At 64.1% G+C, this 21,369-nt stretch carries 20 protein-coding genes, 1 other RNA gene and 1 pseudogene; 17 read left to right on the top strand and 5 right to left on the bottom strand.

Going from position 1 to position 21,369, the window contains the following annotated elements; translation table 11 throughout:
• Positions 1-51: 51 nt before the first annotated feature.
• Together ABF648_RS01320 and ABF648_RS01315 are read right to left on the bottom strand one after the other, a co-directional pair.
• A complete protein-coding gene (locus tag ABF648_RS01320) occupies positions 52-888 on the bottom strand; it encodes a PhzF family phenazine biosynthesis protein (protein WP_415630486.1) in 837 nt (278 codons plus the stop codon).
• 17 nt (positions 889-905) lie between these two features.
• On the bottom strand, positions 906-2,051 hold the full coding sequence (locus ABF648_RS01315; RefSeq protein WP_415630485.1) for a helix-turn-helix transcriptional regulator: 1,146 nt from the start codon (positions 2,049-2,051) through the stop codon (positions 906-908).
• Positions 2,052-2,216: 165 nt separating this feature from the next.
• On the opposite strand from ABF648_RS01315, the gene ABF648_RS01310 reads away from it, so the two are divergent.
• Entirely contained in the window at positions 2,217-3,713 is a 1,497-nt protein-coding gene (locus ABF648_RS01310; protein ID WP_415630484.1) for an FAD-binding protein, read from the top strand.
• A gap of 1 nt (position 3,714) precedes the next feature.
• Here ABF648_RS01310 and ABF648_RS01305 read toward each other — a convergent pair whose 3' ends face one another.
• Positions 3,715-4,176 carry a GatB/YqeY domain-containing protein gene (locus tag ABF648_RS01305; protein ID WP_415630483.1) on the bottom strand — a complete coding sequence of 154 codons (462 nt, stop codon included), beginning with the start codon at positions 4,174-4,176 and terminating at the stop codon, positions 3,715-3,717.
• Positions 4,177-4,292: 116 nt separating this feature from the next.
• On the opposite strand from ABF648_RS01305, the gene prfB reads away from it, so the two are divergent.
• The 14 genes and pseudogenes from prfB (at position 4,293) to ABF648_RS01235 (ending at position 19,409) form a co-directional block, all read left to right on the top strand.
• The gene (prfB, locus tag ABF648_RS01300; RefSeq protein ID WP_415630482.1) at positions 4,293-5,405 is read left to right on the top strand and encodes a peptide chain release factor 2; all 1,113 of its coding nucleotides are present in this window, start codon (positions 4,293-4,295) and stop codon (positions 5,403-5,405) included.
• 241 nt (positions 5,406-5,646) lie between these two features.
• Complete coding sequence (gene ftsE, locus ABF648_RS01295) at positions 5,647-6,333, top strand: cell division ATP-binding protein FtsE (RefSeq protein ID WP_415630481.1); 687 nt, start codon at positions 5,647-5,649, stop codon at positions 6,331-6,333.
• A 48-nt stretch (positions 6,334-6,381) separates the two neighbouring features.
• Positions 6,382-7,299, top strand: a complete 918-nt coding sequence (gene ftsX / locus ABF648_RS01290) for a permease-like cell division protein FtsX (protein ID WP_415630480.1) — start codon at positions 6,382-6,384, stop codon at positions 7,297-7,299.
• 57 nt (positions 7,300-7,356) lie between these two features.
• Positions 7,357-8,724 carry a M23 family metallopeptidase gene (locus ABF648_RS01285; RefSeq protein ID WP_415630479.1) on the top strand — a complete coding sequence of 456 codons (1,368 nt, stop codon included), beginning with the start codon at positions 7,357-7,359 and terminating at the stop codon, positions 8,722-8,724.
• A 154-nt stretch (positions 8,725-8,878) separates the two neighbouring features.
• The gene (smpB, locus tag ABF648_RS01280) at positions 8,879-9,355 is read left to right on the top strand and encodes an SsrA-binding protein SmpB (RefSeq protein WP_415630478.1); all 477 of its coding nucleotides are present in this window, start codon (positions 8,879-8,881) and stop codon (positions 9,353-9,355) included.
• Positions 9,352-11,268: a DUF2207 domain-containing protein gene (locus ABF648_RS01275; protein WP_415630477.1), complete on the top strand. Its 1,917-nt coding sequence runs from the start codon at positions 9,352-9,354 to the stop codon at positions 11,266-11,268. Before smpB ends, ABF648_RS01275 begins: the two co-directional genes overlap by 4 nt.
• Positions 11,269-11,343: 75 nt before the next feature.
• Positions 11,344-12,012, top strand: a complete 669-nt coding sequence (locus tag ABF648_RS01270) for a DUF1707 and DUF4870 domain-containing protein (protein WP_415630476.1) — start codon at positions 11,344-11,346, stop codon at positions 12,010-12,012.
• A gap of 197 nt (positions 12,013-12,209) precedes the next feature.
• Positions 12,210-12,575, top strand: a transfer-messenger RNA (tmRNA) gene (gene ssrA / locus ABF648_RS01265).
• Between the two features lie 320 nt (positions 12,576-12,895).
• Complete coding sequence (locus ABF648_RS01260; RefSeq protein ID WP_415630475.1) at positions 12,896-13,948, top strand: hypothetical protein; 1,053 nt, start codon at positions 12,896-12,898, stop codon at positions 13,946-13,948.
• Positions 13,949-14,010: 62 nt separating this feature from the next.
• Positions 14,011-14,577 (top strand): YqgE/AlgH family protein, encoded by a 567-nt coding sequence (locus tag ABF648_RS01255; RefSeq protein ID WP_415630474.1) that lies wholly within the window; start codon positions 14,011-14,013, stop codon positions 14,575-14,577.
• Between the two features lie 235 nt (positions 14,578-14,812).
• Positions 14,813-15,397 (top strand): ComF family protein, encoded by a 585-nt coding sequence (locus ABF648_RS01250; RefSeq protein ID WP_415630473.1) that lies wholly within the window; start codon positions 14,813-14,815, stop codon positions 15,395-15,397.
• Between the two features lie 205 nt (positions 15,398-15,602).
• Positions 15,603-16,205, top strand: a complete 603-nt coding sequence (gene hpf, locus ABF648_RS01245; RefSeq protein ID WP_415630472.1) for a ribosome hibernation-promoting factor, HPF/YfiA family — start codon at positions 15,603-15,605, stop codon at positions 16,203-16,205.
• A 333-nt stretch (positions 16,206-16,538) separates the two neighbouring features.
• Positions 16,539-19,034: pseudogene (gene secA / locus ABF648_RS01240) on the top strand (preprotein translocase subunit SecA); the annotation flags it as partial.
• Positions 19,014-19,409 carry an SEC-C metal-binding domain-containing protein gene (locus ABF648_RS01235; protein ID WP_415630500.1) on the top strand — a complete coding sequence of 132 codons (396 nt, stop codon included), beginning with the start codon at positions 19,014-19,016 and terminating at the stop codon, positions 19,407-19,409. The pseudogene secA and the gene ABF648_RS01235, both read left to right, overlap by 21 nt.
• Here ABF648_RS01235 and ABF648_RS01230 read toward each other — a convergent pair.
• Complete coding sequence (locus ABF648_RS01230) at positions 19,382-19,756, bottom strand: Rv3235 family protein (RefSeq protein ID WP_415630471.1); 375 nt, start codon at positions 19,754-19,756, stop codon at positions 19,382-19,384. The genes ABF648_RS01235 and ABF648_RS01230 overlap by 28 nt on opposite strands.
• A gap of 254 nt (positions 19,757-20,010) precedes the next feature.
• Between ABF648_RS01230 and ABF648_RS01225 the strand changes: the two genes are divergently transcribed.
• Both ABF648_RS01225 and ABF648_RS01220 read left to right on the top strand, forming a co-directional pair.
• The gene (locus ABF648_RS01225; protein WP_415630470.1) at positions 20,011-20,502 is read left to right on the top strand and encodes a DUF6912 family protein; all 492 of its coding nucleotides are present in this window, start codon (positions 20,011-20,013) and stop codon (positions 20,500-20,502) included.
• Position 20,503: 1 nt separating this feature from the next.
• Entirely contained in the window at positions 20,504-20,698 is a 195-nt protein-coding gene (locus ABF648_RS01220; RefSeq protein WP_415630469.1) for a hypothetical protein, read from the top strand.
• Positions 20,699-20,783: 85 nt separating this feature from the next.
• On the opposite strand, the gene ABF648_RS01215 is transcribed toward ABF648_RS01220, so the two are convergent.
• Positions 20,784-21,257, bottom strand: a complete 474-nt coding sequence (locus tag ABF648_RS01215) for a DUF2505 domain-containing protein (RefSeq protein WP_415630468.1) — start codon at positions 21,255-21,257, stop codon at positions 20,784-20,786.
• Positions 21,258-21,369 lie beyond the last annotated feature (112 nt).

The following is a 21,369-nucleotide window of genomic DNA, read 5'->3' as shown; positions in this document are numbered from 1 at the left end:
CCACATCGTGTGGGCCCTTGTGTGGACTCGGGTGCATCTGACTCGAGTGCGCTAGATGCGGACAGTTCCCTCGATCAGAGTGATGGTGCGGCCCGCCACCCAGACACGTCCCGCCCCGTCGCGGCGGATGTTCAGCCGACCAGTCCGTTCAAGCAACGTGCCCTGGGCGACAGTGTAAGGCGAAGCAACCGTGCCACGTTCCAGCAGCCAGGGAGCCGCTGCCGCATTGAAGCTGCCGGTCACCGGATCCTCCGGAACCCCCAGTCCGGGGCAGAAGACCCGGACCTCGACATCGGCAGGGCCATCAGGTGCGTGCGTCCCGACGACGCCGATGGGCCAGGGCCACGCTTCTGCCAGACGAGGGCGCAGGGACAGCACTGCTGCAGCATCCGCCACCAGGACACCCAGGAACCCCGGTCCGTTGTCGGCCCACCGGGCGTCGAGGATGCGGTCTGGCTGGACGTCCAGCAGCCGAGCAGCCACAGCAATGTCTTCGTCATCGGCCACATCGCCGTGGATCAAGGGCGGAGCCACGAAGGCCACGTTGTCTGCACCTGCCTCGAGTTCAACCAACCCTGCCGCGCACTCCTGCATGAGCTGGCCCCGTCGATCGGGATCGTGTGCCGTGAGCCATGCGTGCGCACTGCCGAGGGTGGGATGCCCCGCAAATGACAACTCCCCACTGGGAGTGAAGATGCGCAGCCGGTAGTCGGCTGCCGAGACTGTTGGCGCAAGAAGGAACGTGGTCTCGGACAGATTGGTCCATCGCGCGAAGGCCGCCATCTGTCCTTCCGAGAGCCCATCGGCGTCGTGCACCACCGCCACCGGGTTGCCGCCGAGAGGGTGTTCGGAAAACACATCGACCTGGGAGAACCGTCTGGGAACCATGACCTCAGGCTAGGCAATCACCTGGGATCCGGCACGCTGGCGTGAGACCCCAGGGGGGCTCGGACGAAGCCGTGAACGGCGCTGCCCGTCCCACCGTCTCGATCGACGTAAAGGCCGTAGAAGACCCGGGATGCCAGCTCACGACGGCTGGAGACCCCCACCTTGTCGAAGATTGACTTGAAATGGTCCTGCACGGTGTATGGCGACAGGTGAAGTTTCTGGGCGATGGCGTGCGTCGATTCGCCGCGCAGCATCTGCATGACCACCTCGCCCTCCCGGTCGGTCAATCCATGTGCGGCCACGATCAGCGGCAGTACCTCCGGAGGGGAGGCCAGCTCGATGGTCACGGCGATGCTCGTGACATCGGCGCCGGTGGTGAATGGTGCCGCATGCAGGGTGAACCACTGCCCTCCGGCGCCCCGGGCCCGAAGCCGCGCCGATGCGTACCGATGCCTTCCTGCTCCCCGAGCGACCGCGACGACAGTGGTCACTGCTGTGGAGGGAGGCCCCCACAGCTCTCCGCCCAGGTCGCGGACTCTCTCCTCAGCGGTTGCTGTTGCCTGTTGGAGCACGCCTTGCCCATCGAAGATGAGCACCGCCGGCCCGGTCTCGGCGCCCAGCCCATTGTGCGCCACGGTGGCGATCATGCTGGCCCGCAATCCCAGGGCGATGGCGTGCTCGAGCTGAGCCATGAATTCAGCCTCGGCCTGATTGAAGCCAGGGCTGCCCGATTCCCGATAGATCGAGTACGCACCCCACATCAGCCCACCGACGCGGGCAACACCCCGCAATTCATGTTCGAAGCCGAGCATCGGCCTGACGACATTGCGAAAGCGGGAACTGCGCATCGGATCGCCATTCGTCGCGTCCAGCAGCACCGCGGTGGGCATGTCACGACGTGCCAAGTCGTTGAATTGATTGACGTCTTCGAGTGCATATTCGTGGAACAGGAATTCGCGATCTCCCGAATCGAGCAGTCCAACCTTTGCGGAATCAGTGATGAAATTGGTGGCGGGATCGATTGATCCCATACACATCGCGTCATAGGGAACAGCTCTTCGGATCAGCTCGAGAGCAGCGAAGAAGTAGTCGATCTGACCGAGCCCGGCGCCCGCGAGAGTGTCGAGCGCGACTCTCGCGGACTGCGTCTGGTAGCGCCCCATCCATCAAGTGTGCCGTCAACACGGACTGCAAAGAACCCCAGATTTCTGGGTTCTGGATTGACCAGGCATGGGGGATGGTTCCCCCCGGGGAGCGCCCCCACAGTGGTGACAAGCGGGGGGCGTGACCCACTCGCTCTCGTCCCACTCCCAGGAAAGTCGCACATCATGTCACTTGTCGCTGATCCGCGAGCCGACGAATCCACCTCTGGCAAGGCCACCCAACTCAGCATGCTGCTGAAGGGGATCGACGGGGACTGCTTCACACCGGCTCATCCCGAATGGGACCGGGCAAGACAGGCCTGGAATCTCGCCGTCGAGCAGAATCCAGTGGCAGTTGTCGAACCGGAGACCGCAGAAGACGTATCTGCCGTCCTGCGTGCCGCAGGCATGCTGGGCCTCCAGGTGGCGCCTCAGAGCACAGGGCACGGTGCTGCCAGTCTTGGCGATCTGGCCGGCACCTTGGTGCTGAGGACACTGCGCATGAACCAGGTGCACATCGATCCAGACCGGATGATCGCCCGGGTCGGCGCCGGAGTGCTGTGGCGCGATGTCGTCGAGCCCGCCGCTGCGATGGGGCTCGCCGCGCCGGCGGGCACGTCCTCCGACGTCGGCGTCGTGGGGTACACGCTCGGCGGCGGCATCGGGTGGCTTGCTCGATCCCACGGGCTGGCTGCCAACAGCGTCACCGCCATCGAAGTCGTCACTGCTGACGGCACGGCCAGGCGGTTGGAAGTGCCGGCGGAGGGACTGCCCGGCGAGGCTGACCAGAATCCAGGTGACGAGGGAAGCGACGACACGGATGCCGATCTTCTGTGGGCCCTGCGCGGCGGTGGTGGTGACTTCGGCGTGGTCACCGCGCTCGAATTCCGGCTCTATCCCATGACAGATCTGTACGCCGGCTCCCTCATGTGGCCCTCGGAGCGGGCCGGCGAGGTCCTGCACGCCTGGCGGGAATGGGTCCAGGACCTGCCGCCCTCAGTGACCACGGCAGTGAGGCTGATGCGGTTTCCGCCCATGCCCGAGCTGCCATCCCACCTCAGCGGCAAGTCGCTGGTCGTCGTCGAAGCCGCTGCGCAGGAGTCCGGAAGGACTGGCACGGAACTGCTGGCGCCGTTGCGAGCACTCGGTCCTGAGATCGACACCTTCGCCATCATTGCGGTCAACGCATTGCAGGGCCTTCACATGGACCCACCGGAACCGGTGCCAGCTGTGGGGGACGGCGCACTCATCAGGACCGTCTCGCCGGAACTCATCGATGCGCTGGTCACTGCGGCGGGCCCCCGCGGTGAGCAGGCAGCGGCCCTCCTGTCGGTCGAACTCAGACTGCTCGGCGGGGAGCTGTCCACCTCCCGGGGAGAGGGTGGAGCGATCGCAGGGTTCGACGCGGAAGCAGCCCTCTACGCGGTGGGGATGACTCCCGTGCTGTCGTTGGAAGCGGCCGTCCACGCAGGAATCAGGACGGTCCTGTCGGCCGTTGGTCCTTGGCGATGCGACACCGACTACCTGAATTTCGCGGAGGAAGCGCGTGAGCCCCAAGCCTTGTTCGGTGGCGCACTGGAGCGGTTGCGCCGCATCCATGAGCGGGTCGATCCGCACGGCATCATCCGGTCGAATCATCCGGTGAACCGTGAGATCGGCAGTGCCGAGGGACATCAGCCGTAAATCAGCTGGTCAGTGCCTTCTTCACCAGGGCAGCGACCTCGCGGCCCTCGGCTCTGCCCTTCACCTGATCGTTCACGGCACGAACGATCCTGCCCATCTGCTTCATGGTGGGCTTGCCATCCTCGGAAGCTGCGGCGACTTCGGCGTCGACGATCTCCTGCAACTCATCGTGGCCCAGCGGCTCGGGCAGGTAGTGCTTGAGCAGTTCCGCCTCGGAAGTCTCCTTGTCGGCAAGTTCCTGGCGTCCCGCCTCGGCATAGGTCTTGGCGGAATCCTCCCGGGTGTGCACCTCGCGGGTGATGATCGCCAGCTCTTCGGCATCGGTGAGTTCGTGGGCGGTCTCGGCCACCTCGGCGTTCATGATCGCTGCGATCGCCATCCGCAGTGTCGACTTGGCCTCGTCGTCGTGGGCCTTCATCGCCACCACCAGGTCGGCCTTGAGTTGATCCTTGAGCTGTGCCATCGAGTTGTCCTTTCGTGCCGCACCGGTAGGCGGATGCATCCTGGCGGCGCCTGATCCGCCCCGTCGCAGTCCTCAATCATGCTCCCGGCAGCGCTCACCCGGTAGAGTGGGGCAGCGTGGCATTCGATGAACTCTCCGAACGAATTGCTCGCCTCGACCAGTCCCTGACCTCCATCGAGGCTGTTGTCGACGTGCCTGCGAAGCTCAAGCACATCGCGGCCCTCGAAGAAGAGGCCGCAGCACCCGATCTGTGGAGCGACCAGGAGCATGCCCAGTCCGTCACCTCCAAGCTGTCTCGTTTGCAGTCCGATGTCGAGCGTGTGCAGGGGCTGCGCAGTCGCCTCAGCGATGCCAGCGTGCTGCTTGAACTCGCCGCCGAGGAGGACGACGAGGACTCCGTTCACGAAGCCACCAAGGAACTCGACGCACTGGGCGAGGAGATAGACGCCCTCGAGGTGCGCACCCTGTTGTCGGGGGAGTACGACGACCGCGATGCGCTGGTCACCATCCGCTCTGAGGCCGGTGGGGTGGACGCCGCGGACTTCGCGTCCATGCTGCTGCGCATGTATGAGCGCTGGTGCGAGCGGCACAGTTACTCCTACGAGGTCTACGACATCAGCTACGCCGAAGAGGCCGGCATCAAGTCCGCCACCTTCACGGTGAAGTGTCCGTATGCCTATGGCACCCTGTCGGTCGAGCAGGGCACCCATCGCTTGGTGCGGATCTCGCCCTTCGACAACCAGGGCCGCCGCCAGACCAGCTTCGCCGGGGTCGAGGTGCTTCCTGTCGTGGAGGAGACCGACCACATCGACATTCCCGAGCAGGACATTCGCACGGACGTCTTCCATGCCTCCGGGCCTGGTGGTCAGGGCGTCAACACCACGGACTCGGCGGTGCGCGTCACGCACCTGCCCACCGGCATCGTGGTGAGCTGTCAGAACGAGCGCTCCCAGATCCAGAACAAGGCGGCCTGTTTGCGAGTGCTGCAGGCCAAGCTGCTCGAGGTGGCCCGCAAGGAACGCGAAGCCGAGATGGACGCGCTGAAGTCGGACGGCAACTCCTGGGGTTCCCAGATGCGTTCCTATGTCCTGCACCCCTACCAGATGGTCAAGGACCTGCGCACCAACTACGAGTCCGGCAATCCCGATGCCGTCTTCGACGGTGACATCGACACCTTCATTGACCGAGGCATCCGCTGGCGCCGCCAGGAGGAGCAGGCAGCCGTCTGATTCCGACCGGGGCCCTCCTGTCGGTGCCCGACCGGAGATCGCGGGCCCTGGGATCACACCCGGCCCGGCAGATCCCCAGGGTGCCTGCCGTCAGCTCACAGCCCGCACAAATCTTTGGCAGAACTTGAGGGGCCGGGCGCGCCGTGACGCCTTCAGCGACGTCTTGCCCCATAGACTCAGCGACGTCCGGGCTGAGATTTCTCAGCGTTCTTCCCCTCCATCAACCCGGTCAGGAATCGCTGTGATCACTTTTGAAGACGTGTCCAAGTTCTATCCGCGCCAGAGCGCACCGGCGCTCAGCCATGTCAGCGTCGACATCGACAAGGGAGAATTCGTCTTTCTCGTGGGCGTGTCCGGCTCCGGGAAGTCCACGTTCCTTCATCTCATCCTGCGCGAATACCGGCCTACGGATGGACGGGTCTTCGTGGACGGCCAGGACGTCGGCCGCATCCGCAACGGAAAAGTCCCGAAACTGCGCCGCCAGATCGGCACAGTGTTCCAGGACTTCAGGCTGTTGCCCGGAAAGAGCGTGTTTGACAATGTGGCCTTTGCGCTGCAAGTGCTGGGGCGCAACAATCGCGAAATCAACGAGATGGTGCCGGGCACACTCGAATTGGTCGGTCTTGGCTCCAAGGCGGAGCGGCTGCCCGAGCAATTGTCCGGCGGCGAGCAGCAGCGTGTCGCCATTGCTCGCGCCGTGGTGAACAAGCCCAAAATCCTCATCGCCGACGAGCCGACTGGAAATCTCGACCCAGCGACAAGCGTCGGAATCATGAAATTGCTGGACAGGATCAACCGGCGCGACACCACGGTCATCATGGCCACCCATGATTCGACAATCGTCGATCAGATGCGCCGCAGGGTCATAGAACTTGAAAAAGGACTCGTCGTCCGCGATCAACGCCAGGGCGCTTACGGAAATGTCTGAGTCAGGCCACGGGACACGTCGGGGACGAGAGGAAAAGGGAGATCTGGAGTGCGTTACACGTTCCGCGAGACCGGTTCAGGTCTGAAACGCAACATGTCGATGACCATTTCGGTCATCGTGACCATGTGGATCTCCCTTGCACTGTTCGGCGCAAGCATCATGACAATGCAGCAGGTCAATGCGATGAAGGGGCAGTGGTACGACAGGATCGAGGTGTCTGTCTTTCTGTGCACCGTTGGCTCGGCTTCGAGCGATCCAGGGGGCAATTGCCAGTCCGACCAAGGGGTGACCAACGACGAGCGTGCCGCGATCCAGTCGACGCTCGAATCGGACCCGACGGTGCAGACCGTCTTCTACGAGTCGAAGCAGCAGGCCTTCGATGAATTCCAGCAGACCTTTGCGGACAATCCCATTCAGAATTCCTTGACGGTCGAGCAGATGCAGGAATCCTTCCGGGTGAAGTTGAAGAACCCGCAGAATTACCAGCAGGTGGTCGATGCGGTGCAGGACATGCCGGGCGTGCAGGCTGTGCAGGATCTGCACACGGTGCTGGATCCGTTCTTCCGCGTCCTCAACGCACTGCAGTGGGGAACGCTGGTCACGGCAGCCCTGCTGCTCCTCGCAGCGGCATTGCAGATCGGGAATTCCATCAGAATTTCTGCCTACTCGAGGCGCCGTGAGATCGGCATCATGCGACTGGTCGGCGCCTCGAATGGCTACATCCTGTTGCCGTTCGTGCTGGAAGCACTCTTCGCGGGTGTCATCGGAATTGTGCTCGCCGGAGCCTCCATGGTGGCGTTGCGTGGCTTTGTCGTCAGCGGGCTGCAGTCTCAACTCGCGATTCAAAGTCTTGGCTGGATCACCTGGACAGACACGTGGTGGGCCGTCGCCGCGGTCGCGGTCCTGGGGATCCTGCTTTCCATCATTCCGACACTGCTCGCCACCCGAAGATATCTACGGGTCTGAGGTGTCCTCAATGATTCAGCTCGCGCCAGAAATTCTGATGTACAAAGGAGAACAATCGTGACGCCATTGTCAGGTGGAGATCCCAGCATGGCCCGCCGCCGGCACTCGGTATTGCGACGCGGTGGCATGACCGCCCTGTGCGGCCTGTTGCTGGGCGGCTTGGCATTCACGAGTGCGCCCGGGGTGGCGAAGGGCGACGACCTGGATGACCAGCAGGCTGCTGTGGCCCAGCAGGTCTCAGCCAGCAATGAAGAGGTCACGGCTGAGGACCAGGCGCTGATCTCCGCGCAGACCGTCCTAGCTTCTTCGAAACAGCAACTCGCCACCGCGCAGGCGCAGCTCGCGGCGGCCCAGTCCGCGCGTGACGCGGCGGCCACAGCGGATTCCGCTGCGCAGGCGGCCTTCAATGCTGCTAATGATGCGTTGACGAAGGCCAACGGCGACTTGGCTGCAGCCCAGGCAGCAGTGGTGGCCCAGCGTGAGGCTGTGGGTTCCACTGTCCGCGCCAGTGCTCAACAGAACAGCGAGCTGGTGACGATCGGCCTGCTCGTCGGGGGAAAGACGAGCACCGGCCTGTCGAACCGGGTGCAGTGGACCGATCAGGCGTTCCGTGCCCAACAGTCCAAGCTGGACTCCTTGAGTGCGGCCGAGCTCAGGTTCGAGGCGGCGCAGCAGAAGCAGCAGGAGGCCCAGAAGCAGGCCGATGCACAGCGTCAGCAGGCTGCATCCGCGCTGGCAACCGCGCAGCAGACCGCTGATGCCGCGCAGGCAGCCGAGCAGAAGGTCCAGGCGCTGGTCACGCAAAGCAACAGCGACGAGGCAGCTGAACAGCAGGCTTTGGCAGCTGCGCTGAAGAAGAACACCGAGCTCAAGGCCCAGCAGGCGGCCCTGACCCAGCAGATCCAGAAGCGCAATGAGGAGCAGGCCGCAGAAGCTGCCCGCCAGAAGGCGGCTGACGCAGCGGCTGCCGCTGCCGCGGCAGCGGGCACATCGACGCCCTCCTCGACGAAGTCCGTGCTGATTGACCCGGTGCCGGGTGCTCCGGTGACCTCGCCCTATGGGTACCGGATCAACCCGATCCTCAACACCAAGGAACTGCACGATGGTGTGGATCTCGGGGCTTCCTGCGGTGCTCCGATCCATGCCTCTGCCTCGGGCACCGTCGCACAGGTCATTCCAGCCGACCAGTCGGCGGGTTGGGGCAACAGGCTGGTGCTTGATCATGGTCTGGTCAATGGCGTGTACCTGGCCACCGGCTACAACCATGCCGAGGGATACATCGTCAAAGTAGGCGATCAGGTCTCCCAGGGGCAGGTGATCGGCTATGTCGGCGCGACCGGTCTGGCCACCGGGTGCCACCTGCACTTCCACACCTACGTGAACGGGAAGGCAGTCGATCCGCAGACCTGGATCACCGTCAGCTGACTTGCCTCTTCTCCCCGTTGACTGGTCTTTCGGGGCTTTTTCAGGGGCAGGTGTCAGGGCTTCTCGGGATGGGCGGCCTGTCGGTGGGCTTGTGTAGGGTTGACGAATGGTGACATGGATGTGTCACTGATCCCGGCCTCACCGGAGGTGCGCCATGCCGAGGGAAAAGGGCGAGAAAATGATCGCCCGCAACAAGAAGGCGCTGCACGACTACTCGATCACCGACAAGATCGAGGCTGGTCTGGTCCTCACCGGAACCGAAGTCAAGTCATTACGCGATGGCCATGCGTCACTGGTCGACGCATTCGCCACGATCGATGACGGCGAAGTGTGGCTGCGCAATGCCAACATTCCCGAGTACTCCCGAGGTACCTGGCGCAATCATGTTGCCCTGCGCAAACGGAAAATGCTGCTGCACAAATCTGAGATTGTCCGGCTTGAACGCGCGCTGGGTGACTCCGGGCGCACTCTCATCCCGCTGTCCCTGTACTTCCGCGACGGCAATGCCAAGGTCGAGCTCGCCGTGGGTACCGGAAAGAAGGAATGGGACAAGCGCCAGACCATCCGGGAACGGGACATGAGAAGAGAGGCCGAAAGGGATCTCGCGGATCGCTCAAGGAGGCGGCGATGAAGAAGCGCATCATGGTGGTGCTGGTCGCTGTCATCCTGGCAGTGCTCGGCTGGCTGTCACCGCAGAAGGCAATGGCCCAGAGCGCCGATGAGGTGGACTCCTGGAAGATGGACTACACGGTCAACACCGACGGCGTGGTGCACGTCAGTGAAACTCTTGTGTGGCGCTTCGGGGATAGCTCCGGGCGTCATGGCATCAAGCGCACTCTGCTCACTCGAGAGCCTGACGGTCAGAACAGCAACCAGGACGTCGTGTACACAATCAACAACATCCAGGTGTCCAGCCCCGATGCTCCCGCATCCTTCCGAACAGACGACCAGGCAACCAAAAGCTCGCCCAGGGAGCGCTACCTGACCATCACCATCGGTGATGCCAATACCCAGATCACCGCACCCACGGCTACCTACACGCTGACCTATGACATCCACGGTGCGCTGCGAACCTTCGATGACAAGCCTGAATTCGACTGGGATCTGCTCAATGACCAGACCCCTGAGGTGAGCAATGTCACTGCGACGGTAACGGTTCCCGGCGGCGTACAGAATTCCCAGTGCTACATGGGGGCAGCACAGTCGAAAGACCCGTGCACGTCCTCGACCGTGAGCAATGGGGTTGCCACTTTCACCCAGACCACCAAGCCGGAGGGCGACATCCTGACCATCGGCACCCAGATGGGGGCCGGGCTGGTCAGCAATGCCACCCCGAATCTCCAGCCGAAGGCCAAGAGTCCCCTGGTGACGGGTCTGCAGACTGCCGGAACCAGCGCTGGCGTGACAGCAGTTCTCGGTGCCCTGTACCTAATCTGGATCGGGCGCCGCCGTCGTGACGAGCGGTTTGCCGGGCTGCCTCCCGGCAGCGTGCCCGATTCCCCGCAATCGGCAGCGGTGGTTCCGGCGTCGCGCCATGACACCATTCCAGTCCGCTATTCGCCGCCAGACGTGCCCGTACCCCTGGGCGGCCTGCTCATCGACGGCGAGATCGGTGCCCGGGAGACCTCCGCCACGCTGGTCGACCTCGCGGTGCGCGGCGCCCTCCAGCTGCGCAACGACGCTGAGCAGGGAACCACACGCGACCCCAAGCTGTATGCCCGGCTCGTCAACCCAGCGGTGGCCACCCAGCCGTTCGAACAGCAGCTGATCCTCACCCTGTTCGGCCGCAATGAGGTCACCAGGCCCAGCGGCCTGGAGATCGACCTGTCAAAGCCTGGCGCCCTCACCGACGCCAGCGATGAGCTGTCGAGCAGTGTCAGCGACATCGCTCTCGGCCAAGGGCTCATGCACCATGTCGGTCCAGTCGGCGGCAGCGGGGTGAGGCAGTCCTCATTCTCCGGTTCAAGGATGATCTGGATCGTCGTGCTGCTTCTCCTGGTCCTCTTCCCGACCTCAGCGGGCATTGCGTCCCTGCTCGCCTCACCGGCGGTCGCCATCGGGATCGGGGTGGTGGTGCCACTCATCGTGATCGGGCTCGTGTACCGGTACATCACCAGGAGAGGTCAACGCACGGCCACCGGCAGGGCACTCACCGACCAGGTGGACGGTTTCTACACCTATCTCAACACCGCCGAGGCAGACCAGATCCGCTTCGAGGAGGGCGAGGACATCTTCAGCCGGTACCTGCCGTGGGCGATCGCCTTCGGGATTGCCGACCGGTGGGCCAAGGTGTGCCAGAAACTGGTTGAGATGGGAAGGCTGCCTGCGACCGCTCCTGGTTGGTACTACGGAAATCCCTACATGTTCAGCTATGGCTACTTCGCTGGCTCTGCGCTCAGCTCGATGAACACTGCAGTGGCACCGCCTCCGCCTCCGCCATCATCATCGTCGGGCAGCGGATTCGGCTCCGGATCGAGCTTCTTCGGTGGCGGTGGTGGCTTCGCCGGCGGTGGCGGTGGCGGTGGCGGTGCTGGCAGCTGGTGAGTTCAGGGAGATTGCAGGGTCGCGTCCAGGCCTACTGAACCGGGGGTCATGCTTGCGGAGGGGCATGCTTGGATCATGGCCACCAGCTCGTCATATGACCCATTCCGCCAAGTGCGGGATTCCATGACACCGGGATGGGTCACTGACCAGCTGAATCTTCCGATCACCCCCGCCCAGCGGGACCGTTCTGTGCGTTACCTGCAGGACTGCTACGCCCAGGGAAGGCTTTCCAAAGAGGATTTCGACTCTAGGATCAGCAAAGTGTTGAGTGCGCGAAACCGTCGAGAGCTCAATGCGGCCTTCGAGGGATTCGTCCGGGTGCCCTTGGCAGAACAAGCCGTGGGTGTGCACCCGGTCTACCGTCCACTGGTCAATCAGGATCGTGACGGCGAGGTGGGCCGCTGGATGGGTGCGGTGGCGCACTGGTCTGGCCCGGTCACCTGGATCATCGGCCCGACCTTGATGTACTCAGTTGCACGCCGTGGCAGTTACGCGCGAGCCGAAGCGGCAAAGGCCTTCAACACCCAGATCGGCGTCGCTGCCGTGTGGATCGCGCTCAGCATCGTCGGGCATGTGCTGGGTCTTGGCTGGCTGGTCTGGACCTGGTGGGTCATCGCGGCGGTTGTGGCGGTGATCTCCGGAATTCATGCCCGGGACGGAGAGCGCTGGATGAACCCGATCCAGAGAGTCGTGCCGATCAGGTTGGTCGACGAGAGCGGTGGCCGTCGGCCATTGCCGCGTTGAGAGCCCACTCGGCCTGAGGAGCGAATCGCGATTCCGCCGGACCAGGCGTCCGGGTGCGGAATACCGGCGGCAGTAGTAGCGTTGTACGGAGGCCTCAGTGCTGGCGATGTCCGTGATGCCCAGTTCCAGAGGTCGTACAAGGCGAGTGCTGCGATTGGTCGCTGCTGCGGGATGTCGCAGACTTGACAACTAAACATGGGGGTGACTGGTTTCGACTGGAGTGGTAGTTCCAGGAGAAGCGGGCCGAGAATCCAGAGTCATCTCGTGATGTCCTCTGGGAACCAATAAGTGCCGACTCAAATCGCACTGACTTCGCTCTCGCTGCCTGAGCAGTGATCGAAGGGTCAGCCCGGACTTAGCCTTCGGTCCGGATACTGGCCTCATTTAGAAGGCTTGCTCTGTGGTCCTTGTCCGAGGGACCACAGAGGACTTTTTCGGACTGGGCCTGGCTGCAACTTGCTGACGTGAGTGCAGGGGCCAAGTAGACCGATGTGTCAGCTGCGCCCGGAGAATACCTGTTTCGCCGCGTCAGGACGCGGGTTCAATTCCCGCCACCTCCACAAAGAGAAAGACCCGTCCCTTGTCAGGGGCGGGTCTCTTCGTTCGCGAGGGCTTCGCACTGCCATTGAATGCCGCACAGTGTGTGCAAATGTGTCAGTGGGCTCGTCCACTGTCTCCCGGAAAGGGCACGCTGGGGGCACGGCTAGGGGATAATTCCTGGGTCGGTTGCCTGCCCGCCTGAGCGGAACCATACTGGGGGCGTTTGGCGACCAGTGCAAGTTTGCGAGGGTCATGGGACCAGCAGTCGTGAGCTGAGGCTGCATCTCGCATTCTGGCCGGCAAGGATCGCGGCCTGCACAATGTGTGAGGGGACATATCGAGGATGAGTCAGGACAATCGCCAGTTCCACTTCCGGCCGGCCAACTATTCCTACCGGCCAACGGCAGACGAGGGCGACAAGAAACCGGACACGTCTGCGACGAAGGGCTCCGACCCGACTCCTCCCGCATCTGGTTCTTCCCCCACCGGCCAGCCTGGGACTGAACCCGACATCGTTCCTGCTGAGCCCGTCTCTCAGATGCCTGCACCCGAGCCTGTCGCAACACCGCCGGAACCGCTGAATCCGCCGGTTGTCGCACCTGTGGCCGATGATTCTGCGGCGTCCACAGCACCGCAGCTCGTGACCCCACCGGCCGCGCCGATGTTCGACACGCCGAAACCAACCGAACTCGGTCGCGAGGACATCGCGCCGATACCAGCGGGAAGCCAATTCCCCTCGTCCACCGAGCTGGCCGCACATCACTCCCCACTCGGGGCGAACGACGGTCAGGAAGGTTCAGCGCATGGGACTGCCCAGACGGCTGCCCCGGGTGCGGTTGCAGCCGGAGCCGGAACAGGGGCGCTTGGATCAGCGGTTGCTGCACCCGCCGAGGGTGGCACTGTGCGCGGCGCAGATTCAGGCGACGGTGGCAATTCGGGCGAGAGCGCCTCGAGCGGCGGCGGAGCTGGCGGCGGCGGGCACGTCCTGCCACGCCTGGCAATGATTCTTGCCGGGGTTCTGCTCCTGGTCCTTGGCCTGATCATCGGAGCCTTCGGGCTGGGCAGTCCCACAGTGCGCACAACCCCGGGTCCGACACAGTCAGTGACCGAGACGGTCACTCCGCCTCCGGTCACGGTGACCGCGCCCCCGGTCACGGTGACCGCAACACCCACCATGAGCCAGACCACTGTGTCCATCCAGCCCAGTGCGACGAACACCTACACCTCGAGTGCGACGAACACCTACACCTCGCAGGCCACCAGCGGCACTGTCGGCACTGCGGTACAGGGCACGTCCTGCCCGGCATTCCAGGCCACCGGCACCTCGCCCGACGGCACGCCGATGTACTGCACCAGGACCACCGTGAACGACCCGCTGCTGTGGCGGCCAGCCTGATCCAGCTTCTCCATGAGCGTTCATCGCCCTGATGTTCTCAGCGTTCGTGCCAGACTGGCCCTGTGAACATCTCTGCGGTACCCAAGGCCGGTGAGCTGCTGGTGTGCTCGTCAGGGCAGGGTGCTGGCTTCTTCGACCAGGCCGTCGTCCTGCTGCTCGACAATGACGAGAGCGGGGCGATAGGAGTGGCGCTGAACAAGCCGTCCACCACACCTGTCTCCAATGTGCTCCCGGCCTGGGCCGATCAGTTGAATCCGCCACCAGTGCTGTTCGCCGGAGGCCCGGTCACCCCGAATGGCGCCATCTGCCTGGCGAAGGTGCTCGATCGCAGCGAGGAGCCTCCTGGCTGGCGCCCGGTCGTCGGGGATGTCGGGCTATTGCACCTGGATACGCCCGTGGAGATCGTCAACGGCGCCTACTCCGATGTCCGGGTGTTCGCCGGATATGCCGGTTGGGAGCCCGGTCAGCTGGAGGGCGAACTGAAGCGCGGCGTGTGGTTCCTCTCCACGCTGCACGAGGAGGACATCTTCGGCACCAGCACCGAGGGGCTGTGGCGCAGGGTGCTACGCAGGCAGGGCGGCGAGGCGGCACTGCTCAGCGCATTCACCGAGGATCCCTCGCGCAACTGATTCTGAGGCCGGCACTGGTCCACAGCTTTCAAGCGGAAGGCCCATGTGAGCAGCTCACCGGCACACTCCAGGCATGGAGTCGCCAACTGGGCTGTCCGCAGCACTCGATCTCCTGCTCGGCTCGGAATGCGCGGCCTGCGGGCGACCAGGGCGGGTGCTGTGCCCGGGCTGTGCACAACAGCTCCGCGTGCCAGCCATTCGCGCGAAATCGCTGAGAGTTGCTGTTGATGGCCGCATGACGACGGTTCCCGTCTGGGCCGGGGCGTCCTACCGGCCGGTGGCCGGCAAGCTCGTCATCGCCTTCAAGGACAGGGGAGCGTGGAGTTTGCGCGGGTCGCTCGCCGACCTTGCACACAGTGCCCTCGGCGCGCTGGTCAATGATCTCGAGATGGCCGAGCGCAACGAGCTGTTGATCGTTCCCGTGCCTGGTTCCCGGCGCAGAGCCCAGGAACGAGGTATCGACCACACACGTGCGCTGGCTTCGGCGCTGGCCCGTCGATCAGCTGTGCCATGGCAGCCGCTTCTGACGCGTCGCGGTGAGTCTGCCGACCAGATCGGCCTTGGTGCCATGGCTCGTGGCGAGGCTCAACGAGGCACCATGGCAGCGCACAGCAGGCCCTCGCGGGCGCACCAGCCGGCAGGTGGACCGGCAGTAGTGGTGCTCGACGATGTCCTGACAACAGGGGCCACAGCCATCGAGGCGATCCGTGCATTGCGTATCGCCGGTCACCATGTCGCAGGGGTCGTCTGTGCAGCCCATACCCCCTTGAAAAGCCCGAATTCTCCCTTGTCGAACCTCAATTCACCACGCCACCTCTGAAAGGGCTGCCCTCACGGCATGAAAACCGGTAGCGTTTTGACATGGCACGACGTACGAGCTCCTGGCAGGTGTTCCAGGGCGCTCGCTGGTCGTGCCATTGTCTTCCCCGCGCATCACGATCGGGCTCGCACGGCGAGTCCCGCGAGGGGACCTGTTCTGCCTGCCACATCCACGCCAGGCACATATCCATGGAGAGGGGATCAAGATGGACGTCATCGTCACCGGCCGCCGCTGCACCATCAGCGACAGCACCCGCGAGATGGTCACCGAACGAGTCAATGAGTCGATCGTCAAGTGGAAGGACCGTGTGATCCGCGCCGAAGTGGAATTCACGGCGAACGATTCCAAGGGGGACCCCTCCTCGTCGATGCGCTGCGAGATCACGCTGCGGGGCAAGGGCCCGGTGGTCCGTGCCAGCGGCCTCGCTGAGGACAAGATGGTCGCCTTCGAACTCGCGTCCGACCGGCTCCGCTCGCAGTTGCGCCGTGCCGCTGATCGCCGGAAGAAGCACCGAGGTCTGCGACTCGGCGAACTGCCCGTGATGTCCGGCGAGGAAGTGCCCGTGAGCACCGCACCCGACAACGACATACACGACGTCGCAGGGCTCAAGGTGCAAGGCGAGGGTCCGCTCGTCGTGCGCGAGAAGACCTTCGAGACGACACCGCTGACTCTTGCGCAAGCCCTGGACGAGATGGAGCTGGTCGGGCACGACTTCTTCCTGTTCCAGGACGCGGCCACGGGCAAGCCGAGCGTGGTCTACCGCCGCAAGGCCTACAACTACGGTGTGATCAGCCTCGAGGTGAGGTGATCGACATCCCCGCATCCGGTGAAGAGGCCGGCTGATCGGTGCCGCCAGCCCTGAATCCGAATACCGCCCACCGGGCGGGTCCTGCAGAATGGGACCCCCCGGTGGGCGGTTCCAGCTGCCGATGACGGTCCTGCCTGCGTCGCCACCGGCGCTCAGCCCAGGGCAGCATGGACGATGCGGCTGGGCGGGCCGTCTAGGATGGAACGGTCCTGAGGCGCGTGCTTCCCACGCCACCAGGACTCGTGCCCTGGTGCGTCGGCAAGGCCATCGCGGCACTGACATGTGATAGCTGACGCAGGTACGACGACACAAGGACGACAACTCGTGAGTTTCGTGGATCGCATGCTCCATGCGGGCGAAGGCCGGACCCTCAAGCATCTGGCCCAGATCGCAGATCAGGTGAACTCGATCGAGGACGACTACGTCGCCATGGACGACGACGAGTTGAGGAGCCAGACGGGTGACTTCCGCCAGCGTCTGGACAACGGTGAAAGCCTCGACTCCCTGTTGCCCGAGGCATTCGCCACTGTCCGCGAGGCGACGAACAGGGTGCTCGGCAAGCGGCCCTTCGATGTGCAGATCATGGGGGGCGCCGCGCTGCACCAGGCGAACATCGCCGAGATGAAGACCGGCGAGGGCAAGACCATCGTGGCTCTGGCCCCCAGCTACCTCAATGCACTGGGCGGTGAGGGTGTGCACGTGGTCACCGTGAACGATTACCTGGCTCGCTCGCAGTCGGAGCAGATGGGCCGTGTGCACCACTTCCTGGGCTTGCGTACCGGTGTGATCCTCGCCCAGATGTCGCCCACCGAACGCCGCGAGGCCTACGCCGCCGACATCACCTACGGCACGAACAACGAATTCGGCTTCGACTATCTGCGCGACAACATGGCGCTCAGCCTGGACGACTGCGTCCAGCGCGGTCACCACTTCGCGATCGTCGACGAGGTGGACTCCATCCTCGTGGACGAGGCCCGCACGCCGCTGATCATTTCCGGGCCCGCCCAGGAGGACAAGCACTGGTATCCCGAGTTCGCACGACTGGCCACTCGGCTGCACCGCGACGAAGACTATGAGGTCGACGAGAAGAAGCGCACGGTGTCGGTACTTGCGCACGGCATTGAGATCACCGAGGAAGAACTCGGCATCGACAACCTCTACGAGAGTGCGAACACCCCGCTGATCGGCTATCTCAACAATTCGATCCGCGCCAAGGAGTTGTTCAAGCGCGATCGCGACTATGTGGTGCTCGACGGTGAGGTGCTCATCGTCGACGAGCACACCGGCCGCGTGCTGGTGGGCAGGCGCTACAACGAAGGCCTGCACCAGGCGCTGGAGGCCAAGGAACAGGTCCAGATCAAGGACGAGTTCCAGACACTGGCCACCATCACCTTGCAGAACTACTTCCGGATGTACGACAAGCTCGCCGGCATGACCGGCACGGCCAAGACCGAAGAGGACGAGTTCCAGAAGATCTACGGTCTCGGCGTGGTCGTCATCCCGACCAACAAGCCGATGATCCGCGAGGACCAGCCCGACTTCATCTACCGCACCCAGGACTCCAAGTTCACCGCGATCGTCGATGATGTCAAGGCACGCCACAAGGCAGGGCAGCCGGTGCTCATCGGTACCGCCTCGGTGGTCAAGAGTGAGGAGATCTCCAAGCGGCTGCATTCCGCAGGGGTCCCCCACCAGATGCTGAATGCGAAACAGCACGCCCGCGAAGCCGCCGTGGTGGCACAGGCAGGGCGAAAAGGAGCCGTCACGGTGGCCACCAACATGGCTGGCCGCGGCACCGACATCATGCTCGGTGGAAATCCTGAATTCCTTGCCGATCAACAGCTGCGTGAGCGCGGCATCGATCCGGTGAAGTCACCCGAGCAGTACGAGGCCCAGTGGGGCCAGGCCCTGAAGAAATTGCAGAACCAGGTCAGCGATGAGCATGACGTGGTCGTCGAGGCCGGCGGGCTGTACGTCGTCGGTTCAGAGCGTCATGAGTCGCGCCGCATCGACAACCAGCTGCGCGGCCGGTCAGGGCGTCAGGGCGATCCGGGGGAGAGCCGCTTCTATCTCTCGCTCGAGGACGACCTGCTCAGGCTCTTCAAGCCGGAAATGGTCGAGCGCGTCATGACCACGATGCAGCTGCCCGACGACCAGCCGATCGAGATGCGGCTGCTGTCGAAGTCGATCGAGAGTGCACAGAAGCAGCTTGAGGGCCAGAACTTCGAGATGCGCAAGAACGTTCTGAAGTACGACGACGTGATGAATCGGCAGCGCCATGTCATCTATGGCGACCGTCGCAAGGTTCTCGAGGGCGCCGATGTGGAGACCATGCTGCGCGCCACCGTCGACCGTGTCGTCGAGGGCGCGGTGCGTCTGCACACCCAGGGCTTCGCCGACGAGTGGGATCTCGACGAGCTGTGGACCGACATGCGCCAGATCTATCCGGTCACCCTGGACCCCTCCGACTACGACGCGGTCGATGACCCGGCCGAACTCATCGAGGACTTCCAGAAGAACGCGCAGGAAGCCTACGACGCCCGTGAGGAGATGCTCGGCGAGGAGACCATGCGCGAGCTGGAGCGTCAGGTCTGGATGACAGTGCTCGATCGCAAATGGCGCGACCACCTCTACGAGATGGACTATCTGCGCGAGGGCATCGGCCTGCGCGCCATGGCGCAGCGCGATCCGCTGGTGGAGTACAAGCGCGAGGGTGCCGACATGTTCGACGCGATGCGTGATGCCTTCCAGGAAGAGGTCGTCGGTTATCTGTTCAGCATCCAGGTGCAGGTGCCTGATGTCGACAGCATGGCCGGCCTGGAATCCGGCGATGTCCCTGAACTGGCTGCCGCCGGCGCCACGTCGTCCGGACAGGCCGGCAAGGGTGCGGTCGGTGGAAAGGATGCGCGCAGGGGACGTCCGGTCTCGCGCACACCAGGCAGCGGCACCGCGGTCAAGGACCGGACGCGACCCGTCCCGAGTACCCCGGGTCATCCCATCGTCCCGGGGGGCGGGCGTGCGGCAACACCGATGACCTACACCGCACCCGATGAGACGGGTGAGGCGGAACAGATCGGTGCCGGCGCCAGTGCGGCGCAGCTGGACGAGGATCCCTACGCAGGCACCGGGCGCAATGAGCCATGCCCCTGCGGGTCGGGCAAGAAGTTCAAGAACTGTCACGGGCGCAACCCGAACATCGCCTGATCCTGGTTCTCGTGGGTGGTGATCACGCCAGGCTGGATGATCTCCAGCCGCACGCAACGCCACACGAGGTCGGTGCGGCTCAGCCGGAAGGCCACTGCCATGGTGTGTCGGGCCTGATGATTGTCATTCCCGTGCCAGGTGTAGCACGCAACCGCCTCGACTGCGTCGGAACGGGGCATGCTGCACCGGATCCGCACGCATCGGGCGGCGAACAGCCCGCCTCGGCGCTGCGCCTCGATGAGAGGCGCCAGGCATTGCTCGCTCATCATGCCGCGCAGCTGGCCAGCAGGTCTTTCCCCGCGCAGCGATTCGGCCACCATCTCCGCGAACCGGGCGGTGACGTCCATCGCTAGGCTCTGCGAAGTGCGTGGGGGACGGGTTGTACACGCTTCCGGGGACGCAGATCCGTGAATGACCAGCTGCAATTCGCCGTGACTGGTCGTCCATCTGCGAGTGGACGAGGTAGGGGAGCGGGTGTCCTCGTGGATGCTCATCGCGCCAGCCTGCCCGTCGTGGACACCGGTAACCACCCCGCCCGGATAGTCTGTGGATGAATCGGCAGGGGACGCCACGAGGCGGAGGTCCCCTGGAAGGAGATGACATGGCGCAGGCTCACGACATCGTCGTGCTGGTTCCTATGAGCCCGGAACAGGCGGCTGCGCTGGTCACGCAGGGGCATCTGCCTGGCCCACTGCCCGCAGTGACGGCCAATGCGGCGCTCTGTGAAACCTTCGACACGGAACCGGGCAGCGAAGCAGCCGAGTTCGCTGCTTTCCAGGTGGCATGTGTCATGGCCCTGGCAGGCGGGGCGGATCACTTCGTGGTCTCTGCACAGGCGGGCGCGGCGCAGCAACCCGGCCCAGCCGCTCATGACGGAGAAGTCGTGCTGGATGGCCTGCCGCTCCGTGATGCGGGTGCCTTCTTCACCCATGAAAACCCTGGCGCGGCCGAGCAGGCCTCACAGGCAGCCCACGGGCTCAGCCCGGATGAGGCGTGGGAACTGCCCCTGGTGCAGTCGGAATTGGCGGAGCATCCGATGCTGTGGCACGACGTGTCCGAATTGGCACGCCACATCGCCGTGGAGGATGCCTGAGATGACCACCAGAATTCTGCTCCCCGACCATGACGCGGCAGTGAGCCTCGCGCAGGCGATCGAAGCAGCCGGGCAGGAGGTGGCTCTCATCACTGAACGCGACGAGGGCCACGAGAGTTACCTCGTGGCCACCCCCGCCGCGCCCGAGGAGCTCGGCGACCTGGTGCCCCGCGGTGCGCAGGTCACGATCGGTTGAACTGCAGAGAATGTCTCGGCGGCCCTCGGCCCCGGCAGGACGTCCCACGGGATCACCGCCTCCGGACGGCTGTTCGTGCGAGAGGTCAGGCTCGCTTACCTGCGAGCCAGTCGTTGCCGACTTCCTGCTGAAGGTCGATCACTGACATCACCTTCGGCTTGGCAAGCTTCTCCAGCTTGCCGCCGAGCAGCGGCACCGAGACGGTGAAGTCACCGGCGTATTCCACGATCGTCCCCGGGCCTCCGGGCCGGATGGTGGCCGTACCAGTCATCTTCGCTGGCATCCTGGCCGGCTTCGCCTCAACGACGCCGTCCCATCCCTCGGCAACCTGGTGCCAGACGAAGGACTGTTCGATGGCAAGGGTGGCACCGGTGAACCGCTGCACCTGGTTCGGCGCGGAGACCTCGGCGTGAATGCTCACCGAATCGCCCTCGACGTGCACATCGTGATGGTCTGCACCACTCTTGTCGAGGACAGCCGCGTACCAGTCGGGGTCAGTCATCATGGCGTGGACGGTGGCTGGGTCGGCGGTGTATTCGTGATGCGCAGAGATTTCCATGGGCTCCAGCTTGCCTCACTTCCGGGTTCTTCGTTCCCCACCTGACCTGCGGCCTGGGTTTTTGTTTGGGTCGGGCATGCATCCCGGTTCATTTCCAGGGCCGGGCCGAAGA

This window comes from Propionibacterium sp. (assembly GCF_047719395.1).
Lineage (GTDB): Bacteria > Actinomycetota > Actinomycetes > Propionibacteriales > Propionibacteriaceae > Propionibacterium.
The sequence above is the reverse complement of the archived record's forward strand: the minus strand, read 5'-3'. Positions and strand labels throughout refer to the sequence as shown.